Origin of the sequence: Acinetobacter sp. YH12254 (assembly GCF_013417415.1) — a bacterium.
Lineage (GTDB): Bacteria > Pseudomonadota > Gammaproteobacteria > Pseudomonadales > Moraxellaceae > Acinetobacter > Acinetobacter pseudolwoffii.
The window spans coordinates 122,028-134,927 of record NZ_VPEB01000006.1 but is presented as its reverse complement, the minus strand read 5'-3'; the positions used below and the strand labels follow the sequence as shown (position 1 = coordinate 134,927).

Annotated in this window: 11 protein-coding genes; 5 read left to right on the top strand and 6 right to left on the bottom strand. The window is 45.3% G+C overall.

The genetic code is table 11. The features are described 5' to 3' along the window. Positions 1-13 precede the first annotated feature (13 nt). From fusA to rimI, 4 genes are all read left to right on the top strand, one after another. The gene (gene fusA, locus FTV29_RS06225) at positions 14-2,149 is read left to right on the top strand and encodes an elongation factor G (protein ID WP_005096016.1); all 2,136 of its coding nucleotides are present in this window, start codon (positions 14-16) and stop codon (positions 2,147-2,149) included. Positions 2,150-2,241: 92 nt separating this feature from the next. Then, positions 2,242-3,432: an elongation factor Tu gene (gene tuf / locus FTV29_RS06220; protein WP_005095265.1), complete on the top strand. Its 1,191-nt coding sequence runs from the start codon at positions 2,242-2,244 to the stop codon at positions 3,430-3,432. Between the two features lie 196 nt (positions 3,433-3,628). Continuing rightward, a complete protein-coding gene (locus FTV29_RS06215; protein WP_005096018.1) occupies positions 3,629-4,513 on the top strand; it encodes a metal-dependent hydrolase in 885 nt (294 codons plus the stop codon). Positions 4,514-4,615: 102 nt separating this feature from the next. After that, entirely contained in the window at positions 4,616-5,074 is a 459-nt protein-coding gene (gene rimI / locus FTV29_RS06210; protein ID WP_005096020.1) for a ribosomal protein S18-alanine N-acetyltransferase, read from the top strand. A 12-nt stretch (positions 5,075-5,086) separates the two neighbouring features. Here the strand turns inward: rimI and FTV29_RS06205 are convergent, their stop codons facing one another. From FTV29_RS06205 to trxB, 3 genes are all read right to left on the bottom strand, one after another. After that, positions 5,087-5,902, bottom strand: a complete 816-nt coding sequence (locus FTV29_RS06205; protein WP_005096022.1) for an arginyltransferase — start codon at positions 5,900-5,902, stop codon at positions 5,087-5,089. A 21-nt stretch (positions 5,903-5,923) separates the two neighbouring features. Next, positions 5,924-6,655: a leucyl/phenylalanyl-tRNA--protein transferase gene (gene aat / locus FTV29_RS06200; protein WP_005172344.1), complete on the bottom strand. Its 732-nt coding sequence runs from the start codon at positions 6,653-6,655 to the stop codon at positions 5,924-5,926. Positions 6,656-6,747: 92 nt separating this feature from the next. After that, positions 6,748-7,710: a thioredoxin-disulfide reductase gene (trxB, locus tag FTV29_RS06195; protein ID WP_005172342.1), complete on the bottom strand. Its 963-nt coding sequence runs from the start codon at positions 7,708-7,710 to the stop codon at positions 6,748-6,750. A gap of 250 nt (positions 7,711-7,960) precedes the next feature. Between trxB and FTV29_RS06190 the strand changes: the two genes are divergently transcribed. Further along, positions 7,961-11,014 carry a DNA translocase FtsK gene (locus tag FTV29_RS06190; RefSeq protein ID WP_159138474.1) on the top strand — a complete coding sequence of 1,018 codons (3,054 nt, stop codon included), beginning with the start codon at positions 7,961-7,963 and terminating at the stop codon, positions 11,012-11,014. Between the two features lie 64 nt (positions 11,015-11,078). Here FTV29_RS06190 and FTV29_RS06185 read toward each other — a convergent pair whose 3' ends face one another. The 3 genes from FTV29_RS06185 to minD all read right to left on the bottom strand — a co-directional run bounded on the left by FTV29_RS06185 (position 11,079) and on the right by minD (position 12,897). Further along, positions 11,079-11,366 (bottom strand): PA4642 family protein, encoded by a 288-nt coding sequence (locus tag FTV29_RS06185; RefSeq protein WP_005096030.1) that lies wholly within the window; start codon positions 11,364-11,366, stop codon positions 11,079-11,081. Between the two features lie 443 nt (positions 11,367-11,809). Beyond that, positions 11,810-12,082 carry a cell division topological specificity factor MinE gene (minE, locus tag FTV29_RS06180; protein ID WP_005096032.1) on the bottom strand — a complete coding sequence of 91 codons (273 nt, stop codon included), beginning with the start codon at positions 12,080-12,082 and terminating at the stop codon, positions 11,810-11,812. A gap of 2 nt (positions 12,083-12,084) precedes the next feature. Next, positions 12,085-12,897 carry a septum site-determining protein MinD gene (minD, locus tag FTV29_RS06175; protein WP_005096033.1) on the bottom strand — a complete coding sequence of 271 codons (813 nt, stop codon included), beginning with the start codon at positions 12,895-12,897 and terminating at the stop codon, positions 12,085-12,087. Between the last annotated feature and the right edge of the window lie 3 nt (positions 12,898-12,900).

Below are 12,900 nucleotides of genomic sequence, written 5' to 3'. Positions count from 1 at the left end.
AATGCTAGAAATCATGGCACGTCAAACCCCAATTTCTCGTTACCGTAACATTGGTATTTCTGCGCACATTGACGCAGGTAAGACAACCACTTCTGAACGTATTTTGTTCTACACAGGTGAGAGCCATAAACTTGGTGAAACTCACGAAGGTTCGGCAACTACGGACTGGATGGAACAAGAGCAAGAACGCGGTATTACCATTACCTCAGCAGCTGTAACATGCTTCTGGAAAGGTATGGCGAACCAGTTCGAACAACACCGTATTAACGTAATTGACACCCCGGGACACGTTGACTTCACGATTGAAGTTGAGCGTTCTATGCGTGTTCTTGACGGTGCGTGCATGGTTTACTGTGCTGTAGGTGGTGTTCAGCCTCAGTCAGAAACGGTATGGCGTCAAGCAAATAAATATAAAGTTCCACGTATTGCGTTTGTTAACAAAATGGACCGTACTGGCGCGAACTTCTTCCGTGCTGTTGAACAAGTTAAAACACGTCTTGGCGGTAATCCAGTGCCAATCGTTGTTCCAATCGGCGCAGAAGAAAACTTCCAGGGTGTTGTTGACCTAATCGAAATGAAAGCAATCATTTGGGATGAAGCATCTCAAGGTATGCAATTCGAATATGGCGACATCCCTGCTGACTTAGTTGCTACTGCTGAAGAATGGCGTACTAACATGGTTGAAGCTGCTGCGGAAGCATCAGAAGAACTCATGGACAAGTACCTAGAAGGCGAAGAGCTAACTAAAGAAGAAATCGTTGCTGGTATCCGTAAGCGTACATTGGCAAACGAAATTCAACCAATGCTTTGTGGTTCGGCATTCAAAAACAAAGGTGTTCAACGTATGTTGGATGCTGTAATTGAATTCTTGCCAGCACCGACTGACGTTGAAGCGATCAAGGGTATCCTTGACGACAAAGACGAATCTGAAGGTTCTCGTGAAGCGTCTGACGAAGCTCCGTTCTCTGCACTTGCATTCAAAATTATGAATGACAAATTCGTAGGTAACTTGACTTTCGTTCGTGTTTACTCAGGTGTTCTTAAAGCGGGTAGCCCGTGTTATAACCCAGTAAAAATGAAGCGTGAGCGTGTTGGCCGTATCGTACAGATGCATGCGAATGACCGTAAAGATATCGAAGAAATTCGTGCGGGCGACATCGCGGCATGTGTAGGTCTTAAAGACACAACGACTGGTGATACATTATGTGATGAAAACCACGTAATTACACTAGAGCGTATGGAATTCCCTGAGCCAGTAATTGCACTTGCAGTTGAGCCTAAAACTAAAGCTGACCAAGAAAAAATGTCAGTTGCTTTAGGTCGTTTGGCGAAAGAAGATCCATCATTCCGCGTACGTACTGATGAAGAATCAGGTCAAACCATTATTGCTGGTATGGGTGAACTTCACCTTGACATCATTGTTGACCGTATGAAGCGTGAATTCGGTGTTGAAGCCAACATTGGTAAACCAATGGTTTCTTACCGTGAAACGATCAAAAAGTCAGTTGAACAAGAAGGTAAATTCGTACGTCAAACTGGTGGTAAAGGTAAGTTCGGTCACGTATACGTACGTCTAGAACCGCTTGCTGAGGACGCTGGTAAAGACTACGAATTCGTTGAAGAAGTTGTAGGTGGTGTAGTACCTAAAGAATTCTTCGGCGCGGTTGACAAGGGTATCCAAGAACGTATGAAGAATGGTGTACTTGCTGGTTATCCAGTAGTGGGCATCAAAGCGACATTGTTCGACGGTTCTTACCATGATGTCGATTCTGACGAATTATCGTTCAAAATGGCGGGTTCTTATGCCTTCCGTGATGGTTTCATGAAAGCAGATCCAATCTTGCTTGAACCAATCATGAAAGTTGAAGTAGAAACTCCAGAAGACTACATGGGCGATATCATGGGTGACTTAAACCGTCGTCGTGGTATGGTTCAGGGTATGGACGATTTACCTGGTGGTACTAAAGCCATTCGTGCTGAAGTTCCATTGGCTGAGATGTTTGGTTACGCAACTCATATGCGTTCTATGTCTCAAGGTCGTGCGACTTACTCTATGGAATTTGCTAAATATGCTGAAACTCCACGTAACGTGGCTGAAGGCATCATTTCTAAGTTCCAGTCTGGCGGTAAAAAAGGTGACGACGAGTAATCTTTCGATTACTATAAGCCCAAACTAATTCATAGTTAAACCCAAGTGCTCATGCAGTGATCCTGCATGAGTAGTTTAAAAAGGAAGATCTCATGGCTAAGGCTAAGTTTGAACGTAATAAGCCACACGTTAACGTGGGCACAATTGGTCACGTCGACCATGGTAAAACAACTTTAACAGCTGCGATTGCAACTGTATGTGCGAAAAAATTCGGTGGCGAAGCGCGTGATTACGCTGCAATCGACTCTGCACCAGAAGAAAAAGCACGTGGTATTACAATTAATACTTCACACGTAGAATACGATTCTCCAACTCGTCACTACGCTCACGTAGACTGCCCGGGCCACGCCGATTATGTTAAAAACATGATTACTGGTGCTGCTCAGATGGACGGCGCGATCCTTGTATGTGCTGCGACTGATGGTCCTATGCCACAGACTCGTGAACACATCCTGCTTTCTCGTCAGGTAGGTGTACCTTACATCGTTGTATTCTTGAACAAATGCGACCTTGTAGATGACGAAGAGCTTCTTGAACTGGTTGAAATGGAAGTTCGTGAACTTCTTTCTACTTATGACTTCCCGGGCGATGACACTCCAGTGATCCGCGGTTCTGCACTTGCTGCACTTAACGGTGAAGCTGGTCAGTATGGCGAAGACGCTGTTGTTGCACTGGTTGAAGCACTTGACTCTTACATTCCAGAGCCAGAACGTGCTATCGACCTTCCATTCCTTATGCCAATTGAAGACGTATTCTCAATCTCTGGTCGTGGTACAGTAGTAACTGGCCGTGTAGAGACTGGTATTGTTAAAGTAGGCGAATCAGTTGAAATCGTTGGTATCCGTGATACTCAAGTAACTACAGTTACTGGTGTTGAAATGTTCCGTAAATTGCTTGACGAAGGTCGTGCAGGCGAGAACTGTGGTGTTCTTCTACGTGGTACTAAGCGTGAAGACGTACAACGTGGTCAAGTATTGACTAAACCAGGTGCGATCAAGCCACACACTAAATTCGATGCGGAAGTATACGTACTTTCTAAAGAAGAAGGTGGTCGTCACACTCCATTCCTTAACGGTTACCGTCCACAGTTCTACTTCCGTACTACGGACGTAACTGGTGCGATCGCGCTTAAAGAAGGCGTGGAAATGGTTATGCCTGGTGACAACGTTGAGATGTCAGTAGAGCTAATCCACCCAATCGCAATGGACCCAGGTCTACGTTTTGCGATCCGTGAAGGTGGTCGTACAGTGGGTGCTGGTGTAGTTGCTAAAGTAACTGCATAATCGCTGATTGTGTAAAAAAAGCGCCTCTTTGAGGCGTTTTTTTTGTCTGGATTTTTGTCAGACAATCACTCATGAGTGTCCTTAACTGATAGTGCGATGACCTAAACTGCACTTATTTATACGATAAAAATCAATAAAACTAGGCTCAATAAAACGAATAATAGATTCAGGCAGCTGTGCTTGAAAGGAGCCTACAATGAACGTAAAAGTAAAAATTTCAGAGCGTGCTGGTGCAAGCTTTCCTGTTCGTCGTATGAATTTTGATTTTGATCATGTCCCGGAATACTGGATGCATGGATCAGCCGGTTTAACGCATTTTATGACCGCCTTATCTGCACTGTTTCCGGCAGGTGAAAAGTTCTTTATCGATAGCGTTCGGGCCGTGCGTCAGCATCCAGCGATCAAAGATAATGCAGAATTGCAAAAAGAAATTTCTGCCTTTATTGGTCAAGAAGCTATGCACACGCATGAACATGTCGGTTTTAATGCCTCCGCACAGCGCTATGGACATGATGTCGAGACACTGGATCATTATACCGATCAGGTGATTCAGACCACGCGTAAAGTCATGGCCAAACTGCTGAAGCCAGTTGGTATTAGCCAAGAAATGGTGGATTTGACTGCAACCACAGCACTGGAACATTTTACCGCGACCATCGCAACGCAGCTGTTAAGTAACGCTCATATCCAGGAACTGATGACTGATAAAACCATGAAAAATATGTGGATGTGGCATGCGATTGAAGAAAATGAACATAAAGCGGTGGCCTATGATGTGTTTGAAGCTGTCTTTGGTAACGGTTTAAAAGCCTATGCGCTACGGACCTCATCTTTGGTCATTTCGATGGCAACCTTAGCTGTTGTACAAAGCTATTTTCTGGCACGTTTACTCAAGCAGGACAATCAATTGAATTTGGAATCGCTGAAATCGATATATACCTACGCGTATAGCCCATCAAAAGGGGTAATTACGGGCATGGGTCGTGAAATGTTAATGTACTTTAAACCTGGCTTTCATCCAAATGCTCATGATACACATGGCCTGTTAACAGTCTGGAAAGCCAAACTCGGACTTGAATAGGACTGAAAATTAAAGAGCGATTGAAATTGCTCTTTTTTTTACTCGATTTTTTGGATGAAGTTTCTATAATGCGGAAGTTAATTCTATATAAGATGAACGAAGATGATTCGTTTAATGCAAGCAGCGGATGTAGCAGCCGTTGCAAAGATTGAAAAATCTGTTCAATCACATCCCTGGACTTTAAAACAGTTTGAAGATGCGGTGACTGCTTATCAAAGTACCGTGATCGAGCAGCAAGGGCAGGTGCTGGGATTTTGTATTTTACAACCGGTGCTGGATGAAGCCAATTTACTGCTTATGGCAATTGATCCGGCCCAGCAAGGTCAGGGCTTGGGTTATCAATTATTGGATGCCTCAGTCGCCATGCTGAAAAATAATCCGGTGCAGATTTTCCTGGAAGTGCGCGAAACTAATATTGCTGCCATCAAGCTTTATGAGAAGTCAGGCTTTCATCAGATTGATTTACGCAAAAATTATTATCCGGGTTCAAACGGAACACGCGAACATGCCATCATTATGGTCAAGGCATGTACGGATGACTTTGCTAGCCTGTTCAAATAGAAACTGACGACCTTATTTAATAATCTGGTGATTCCATCCGCTGGGTAAGGTCGTCATCAATGAGTTTCCCAGGTGCTGAATCTCCAGCTCACTCAGCGCACGGTTTAAACGTCGCCATTGACCATCAATCAAGAGTTCTAGCGGCAGATACTGAGATTTATAATTCATCTTGTTGGAATGTGGCACCCAATAACCGAGGTAGATGAATTGCAAGCCAAGTTTTTGCGCATGTTCAATCTGTTTCAAGATTGCAAATGCACCGAGAGAGCGGCGATTTTCATCCGGATCGAAGAAGGTATATACAGCCGAGATGCCATCATCCAGCAAGTCGCAGGTGGAAACACTGATCAAGCGATCATCCAGCCATAATTCTAAAAAGAAGCTGTCCGTACAACTTTGCAATAAAAACTTTTCGAACTGATCGCGACTCGGAGGGAACATGTCACCATCTGCGTGGCGTTCATTGATATAGCGTTCATACAGCGCATAATGCGTATCACCGGCCTGCTCTGGACTGGTAATTTTCACCCGAAGATCCTGATTGCGTTTCCAGGCTTTTTTTTGTGAACTGTTCATGGAAAATTCAGCCACTGGCACGCGTGAAGATAAGCATTGACGACACAGATGACATTCCGGACGATAAACAAAATCGCCACTGCGGCGGAAACCGGTGCGCGACAGTTCTGACAGGGTCAGCACATCAATGCGATGCGCAGGATCCAGAAAAACCATACGTGCCGACTTGTTGGGCAAGTAGCTGCAATCGTGCGGCGGCGTAATATAATACTGTAAATCGTTCAGTAGGGACTTTGGCTGATAAGAGTTCATAACAAGTACCCTCTGTTATTTTCATTCACTGAGTCGCGCGTTTTGCGCTATTGTTTTACTTGAAAATACACCCTCTTGATACTTTTTCCAATCGATAGCAGGCTGTTTTACAACATCTTGTAACGAATTAAGATAGTCTTGGCGAGAAAGTGTACAGGCGCCGAGGCTTAAAAGATGGTCATTGACCAACTGGCAGTCAATCCAGGGCAGCTTATTTTCCTGTCCAATCAGCATTAAAGTATAAAAAGCCATTTTAGAAACATCGGTCTGTGTACTAAACATGGACTCACCAAAACAACCCTGTCCAATCGTCACACCATAAAGCCCACCTACAATGCGATTTTCATCCCAGATCTCAATACTATAGCCATATCCGGCATCGAACATGTCGCAGTATCCTGCGATAATATCTTCACTGATCCAGGTATCTTCTGCATAAGCACGCGGCAATGAGCAGGAACGAATCACCCTTTCAAAAGCATGATTGACCGTGATTTGATAATCCCATTTTTTCATATTGCGGATCAGGGATTTACTTGGATGATAATCATGGGGCCGAATAATGCAGCGCGGTTCCGGACTCCACCAGCAAATAGGTTCTCCCTCAGAAAACCAGGGAAATAAGCCATGGGTATAGGCTTCAAAAAGTGTGGAAGGGGAGAGGTCAGCACCAATACAAATCAGTCCTTCGCCTTCAGGGTCAACCTGCATCGGGTCAGGGAAGATAAATTGTGAGGGAGGAAGTAGATGCATGGCAAACCTGAAATAAAACTATAGATGAATCATAAGCTAATTCTAGCAATAAAAAAGCCGCCCATAATGGACGGCATTTTTATTCTTGCTGCTTAGTCTAGTTTGCCCATCGCATCAAGATATTTTTCTGCATCGAGTGCAGCCATACAGCCTGAACCCGCAGAAGTAATGGCCTGACGGTAAATGCTGTCAGCAATATCGCCCGCAGCAAATACGCCCGGTACCGAAGTTTGGGTTGCATTACCCGCAGTACCACTTTGCACCTGAATATAACCGTCGCGCAGCTGCAACTGACCGTCAAACATTGAACTGTTTGGCTTATGGCCAATGGCAACAAACATACCCGTTACATCGACGTTTTGAGTAGAGTCATCCTGGGTCGACTTGATACGTACCGAGGTCACACCAGATTGTGCATCCCCTAAAACTTCATCCACCTGATGGTTCCAGATAATGCTGATCTTGCCTTCTTTTTCTTTAGCAAATAAATGATCTTGCAAGATTTTTTCAGAACGTAATGAATCACGGCGATGAACCAGAGTCACATGCGAAGCGATATTGGATAAGTATAAGGCTTCTTCAACAGCGGTGTTACCACCACCCACAACCATGACTTTCTGGTTTTTGTAGAAGAAACCATCACAAGTGGCGCAAGCGCTGACGCCTTGACCCATAAAGGCAGCTTCAGATTCAAGACCTAAATATTGAGCTGTTGCACCGGTACAGATGATTAAAGCATCACAGGTAAATTCGTCCATATCGCCTTTCAATACGAAAGGGCGCTGGTTTAGATCTACTTCATTGATATGGTCATACACGATTTCAGTGCCAAAGCGCTCTGCATGCGCCTGCATACGCTCCATCAATGCTGGACCGGTTAAGCCTTCAGGATCACCGGGCCAGTTATCCACGTCCGTGGTCGTGGTCAATTGGCCGCCCAGTTGCAAACCGGCAATGAGGGTTGGTTTTAGGTTTGCACGCGCTGCATAGACTGCTGCGCTGTAGCCTGCGGGGCCAGAACCTAAAATAATCAGTCGTGAGTGACGTGCGCTCATCAGCTGTATCCTTTTTTATTTAGAAATTTATTGAATTATACGTGAAACTGTATAACAGTGGGGTGAGATTAAAGTCGATATTATTGATCATTGAAATCGATTTGGGCTATATATAATAAGTACACAGTGTGCTTGCACAATAGTGCATCTTTTTTCACAGAACAGGTGCATAATATGCCTTTTATTGCGTCGCTTTTTTCAAGCATTGAAGCAAAAGAATATTCATGAAGAATTGGTTACAGGACAGTATATGACAGCGGTGTCGAGTGCCTATGCACAGCGCTTAGTAATGACATTATTTTTAGTCTCATTTGGGATTTATCTGTTTCTTGCAACAGTGACCTATACGCCATTTGATCCGGGATGGATGCATATCTCTAGTGATACGCAGACCGTTTCGAATGCCAGTGGGGTTGCGGGTGCCTGGATTGCAGACCTTTTGTTTGGCTTTCTCGGTTGGGCAAGCCTGCTGATTCCTGTCTATCTGTTTATGGAAGCGGTTCAGGTCTGGTGGCCACGTAGCTTCCTGAACCGGCCATTCCGCTATGCTGCGCAATTCTTCCTGTTATTGACCACGTCAGCACTGCTGTTTTTATTCTGGCAAGTGCCTGCCGATACGCTGGATAACTCTTCCGGCGGTATTATTGGCTATGAATTAGGCCAGAGTTTAGAACAGTTGCTGACGGTATATGGTGCTGCATTCTTCCTGTTGGTATTTTGGGTGATGTTATTTACACTGGCCTTTGGGGTGAAGTGGAACAAGACCTGGAGCAGTCTCAAAGCAACACCGGCTTATTTACAGGATCTGTTCTATCGCAATATCCCTGAAGGTATGTCCGATTTTGACCGGACTGCGCCTGTGATTAAAAAAGAGCCAGTGAATGCTGCGAAGAAAATGGTCGCAGTAACCCCTGCACCTGAGCATGAACTGGTAGACATCGATCCGGTAGTGCGTGATCAGGTTGCTGAACGCTTATTTGATGATTTTGCTGATAAAGAATCGCAGCAGCCACAGTTACATGACGATATTCCTGAGGCTGTACAGCAGGCTTCTGAGCCAGTCGAGACATTGAAGCAAGCACCGCAAGTGCCGCAACAGCCAGACCGCGTCGTGGCAACAGGCGAAGTATGGCGTGCCTTACATTCCAGTGAAGATCAGCGCCATAAACAGGATATTGATGCATTACTTAAAGCTGCCGAAGAAGAGCAGCATAGTGCTCCAGCCTCACACTTGGCGGTTTCTCAAGCTGCGCCGTCTCAACATGTTCAAGCCAGAACAGCGCCTGCTACGCATACTGGGCTGGACTGGGATGATGATGAAATCTTTGATGAACTTCTGGCTGCCGTTCCACAAGGAAAAACGGCGACAGATGTGCATAGTCCATTTAATGCTGCGCCTGCTGCAAAACCCCAGAGCTTTGCCGAAGAAGTTACAAGCGCGGCGCCGGTTCTGGCATCTGTCGCAACAGCACATGTAGTCAAAAATAGTGCATTGCAAGCCGATCTGGATGACCTGGGTGATTTGCTGATTGAAGAGGATGAGCCAAAACAAACTATACGTGCCTCTAGCTATGCGCAATCTTCTGCTTTTGTACAGGCCCCGATTCAGCATCAAGTTATAGCACAACCGGTATCTGATTCTTCTGCAACTCATGCCGCAGTACGCGAGGCTTTATCTAAAGAAGAATTTGTAGAAGCCTGGCAAGAAACGGCTGGAAAACCACAAGATGAAGACGAGTTTGATTTTGATGCACCTTTAACTGATGCTTCAGGCCGTCCGATGTCACGTGCGATGCAGGTGGCTGAGCGCCGTAAAGATTTATCGCCTCTTCCGGGTCTGGACCTGCTGGATGAAGTCGATCCGAATAAAAAAGTGAATTTCACTGAAGAACAATTGTCGCGTTTATCTGAACTGCTTGAAATCAAGCTGCAGGAATTCAATGTCAAAGCCAAGGTGGTTGAAGCACAGCCGGGCCCAGTGGTGACACGTTTTGAACTGGATCTGGCGCCGGGTGTGAAGGCCTCTAAAGTCACTAATATTTCCCGAGATTTGGCACGCTCGATGTCGATGGCATCGGTACGTGTGGTTGAAGTGATTCCCGGTAAACCGTATATCGGGATTGAAGTGCCAAATAGCAGCCGTGAAATGGTACGTTTGATCGAGCTTCTGACCATTCCAGCCTTCACTGATCCGAACAGCATTCTTTCGATGGCAATGGGTAAGGATATTTCCGGTAATCCGGTAATTGCTGACTTGGGCAAGGCACCGCATATGCTGGTGGCGGGTACCACGGGTTCAGGTAAGTCGGTGGCAGTCAACTCGATGATTCTATCGATGTTGCTCAAATACAGCCCTGAACAGTTGCGTTTGATTCTGATCGATCCAAAGCAGCTGGAACTGGCCAACTATAATGATATTCCACATTTATTGACGCCAGTCGTCACCGATATGAAAGATGCAGTCAACGCATTAAATTGGTGTGTCAATGAAATGGAACGTCGCTATAAACTGATGTCTTTCCTGAAAATTCGTAAACTCAGTGACTATAACCGCAAGGTCGAAGAAGCGATTGCCAATGGTGAAGACCTGATCGATCCAACCTGGAAGGCCAGCGATTCAGTGGTGGGTGAGCGTGCACCGCGTTTAACGCCGTTGCCTTCGATTGTGATTGTCGCGGATGAATTTGCTGACATGATCATGCAGGTCGGTAAAAAAGCTGAAGAAATGATTACGCGTCTGGCACAAAAATCCCGTGCGGCCGGTATTCACTTGCTGCTTGCCACTCAGCGTCCATCGGTGGATGTGATCACCGGTTTAATCAAAGCCAATATTCCGACCCGTGTAGCACTGCGTGTCAACTCAAAAATTGATTCACGTACTATTCTGGATGCAGGCGGTGCAGAAGACTTGCTCGGTCATGGTGATATGCTCTTCCTGGGGCCTGGTAAAATTGAGCCTGAGCGTGTGCATGGTGCCTTTATTGCCGATGATGAAGTGAACCGGATTTGTGATGCATGGCGTGAACGTGGTGCGCCCAATTATGTCGATGAAATCCTGACGCCGTATGATGAGGAACCATCAAATCGCGGTTTTGAAGAGGGTGGAGAGGGTGGCCCAGATCGAGATGCACTGTATGATCAGTGCGTAGCATTTGTACTCGAAACCCGTAAGGCTTCAACGTCTTCGCTACAGCGTAAATTTAGTCTGGGGTATAACCGTGCTGCGCGGATCATTGACCAGATGGAAGAGAATGGTATTGTCAGTGGCATGGGGGCCAATGGTAAACGCGAGATTCTAGTTTAAGTTTCTTTATACTGAACCATAAAAAAGCCTGCAATTGCAGGCTTTTTTAATACGGTAGCTAAAATCAGGCAAACTTTGCCAATACCGCCAAGAACTCGGCACTTTGACGCGGGAAGGTGGCAATCACGTCATGAATGCGTTGCCCTTCAGGATTGGTTGCATTGACATCACGGCCATCAGCGACAAATTTCGTCAACAGGCGTTCATAATCAAATGGACGCATATGCTTGAAAGCATGATAAAGCACGTGAAAGTCAGCATTTACACCTGCAGGAGGAAGCTGATTCAGGTAGGCAAATACACGTTCATCTGACCATTCTTCGTTAAAGGTCGCTGGTTGAGATAATGCCATCGCAATTTCCTTGATCTAATGTAGTTTTTTCGGCATGAAAAAAGGCAAAATTTGTATGAGCAAGAGACAGTGTCTTTTGAGCTGACTCTGTCTACTAGAAACATTGTTTCTAGTCTTGGGATTGAGTAAATCCTTAAAAGCCGTGCTTTAATTTACTGATCCAGTCCACTCAAAGCTTAGCTTCTCGTCTTGCGGCCGGGTAAAGCAGTATTTACGACCAGCCCACTCGAAGCATAGCTTCTCGTCTTGCGGCCGGGTAAAGCAGTATTTACGACCAGCCCACTCGAAGCTTAGCTTCTCGTCTTGCGGCTGGGTAAAGCAGTATTTACGACCAGCCCACTCGAAGCCTAGCTTCTCGTCTTGCGGCCGGGTAAAGCCGTGCTTTACTAATCCGGCCTCATATTTTGCCTTGAATCAATTTGCTTGACCAATCAAAAATCAGATTATCGTTCTTCAGGTAAATTGATATTCATCTCAAGCATTTCAATATTGGCTTCAGAACGTACCGACATTTGAATATGCTGCTCATCGACACCACGTACATAGCGATTGACCACTTGCATGATTTCTGTCTTCATCTGATCAATTTTGTCCTGGCTCAAGCGACGACCCAAGCCTTGTTCGGAAGCAACGATAACCTTCAAACGGTCTTTAGCAGTCCGTGCGCTTGATGGTTTATCCTCGCCACTAAAAAGTTTACTCCAGAATCCTGCCATGTCTACGCTCCAAATAGTCGTGCTAACCAGCCCTTAGGTTTTACCTCGATATGACGGTAAGGACGTTCTTCGCCAAGGAAACGTGCTACGAGGTCATCATAAGCCTGACCTGCTGCAGCCTCAGTAAAAAGAATCACCGGCTTACCTTCGTTCGATGCCTGTAAAACACTTGGACACTCAGGAATAACGCCCAAGGTCGGTACACGTAAAATATCTTTAGAAATATCGTCAATCGTCAGCATTTCCTGTTTATCGGCACGTTCCGGGTTGAAACGGGTAATACACAGATGCTTACGAATGCGACCTTCGTTTTGTTCTACTTTTTTAGTTTTACTGTCAAGCATGCCAATAATACGGTCAGAGTCACGTACTGATGAAATCTCAGGATTGGTGACAATGATGGCTTCATCAGCATGGTACATGGCCAAAATAGCACCACGTTCAATACCGGCAGGTGAATCACAGATAATGTAATCAAATTCCTGCGAAAGTTCATCCATTACACGAGCAACACCTTCATCTGTTAAGGCATCTTTATCACGTGTTTGTGATGCAGGTAAAATATATAAATTTTCAATATCTTTATCGCGAATCAGTGCTTGCTGTAATCGTGCTTCGTTATTTAAAACATTCACAAAATCATAAACTACACGGCGTTCACAGCCCATAATCAAATCAAGGTTACGTAAACCTACATCGAAATCGATCACAACAGTTTTGTGACCGCGTAGGGCTAAACCTGTTGCAAAAGATGCACTTGTTGTAGTTTTACCTACACCACCTTTGCCTGACGTTACGACAACAATTTTCGCCACCGA

Coding starts and splice junctions, on each gene's coding strand:
- tuf (WP_005095265.1), top strand. CDS start 2,242: ATGGCTAAGGCTAAGTTTGAACGTAATAAGCCACACGTTAACGTGGGC.
- FTV29_RS06205 (WP_005096022.1), bottom strand. CDS start 5,902: ATGAACTCTTATCAGCCAAAGTCCCTACTGAACGATTTACAGTATTAT.
- minE (WP_005096032.1), bottom strand. CDS start 12,082: ATGGCAGGATTCTGGAGTAAACTTTTTAGTGGCGAGGATAAACCATCA.
- fusA (WP_005096016.1), top strand. CDS start 14: ATGGCACGTCAAACCCCAATTTCTCGTTACCGTAACATTGGTATTTCT.
- trxB (WP_005172342.1), bottom strand. CDS start 7,710: ATGAGCGCACGTCACTCACGACTGATTATTTTAGGTTCTGGCCCCGCA.
- aat (WP_005172344.1), bottom strand. CDS start 6,655: ATGCATCTACTTCCTCCCTCACAATTTATCTTCCCTGACCCGATGCAG.
- FTV29_RS06190 (WP_159138474.1), top strand. CDS start 7,961: ATGACAGCGGTGTCGAGTGCCTATGCACAGCGCTTAGTAATGACATTA.
- FTV29_RS06185 (WP_005096030.1), bottom strand. CDS start 11,366: ATGGCATTATCTCAACCAGCGACCTTTAACGAAGAATGGTCAGATGAA.
- rimI (WP_005096020.1), top strand. CDS start 4,616: ATGATTCGTTTAATGCAAGCAGCGGATGTAGCAGCCGTTGCAAAGATT.
- FTV29_RS06215 (WP_005096018.1), top strand. CDS start 3,629: ATGAACGTAAAAGTAAAAATTTCAGAGCGTGCTGGTGCAAGCTTTCCT.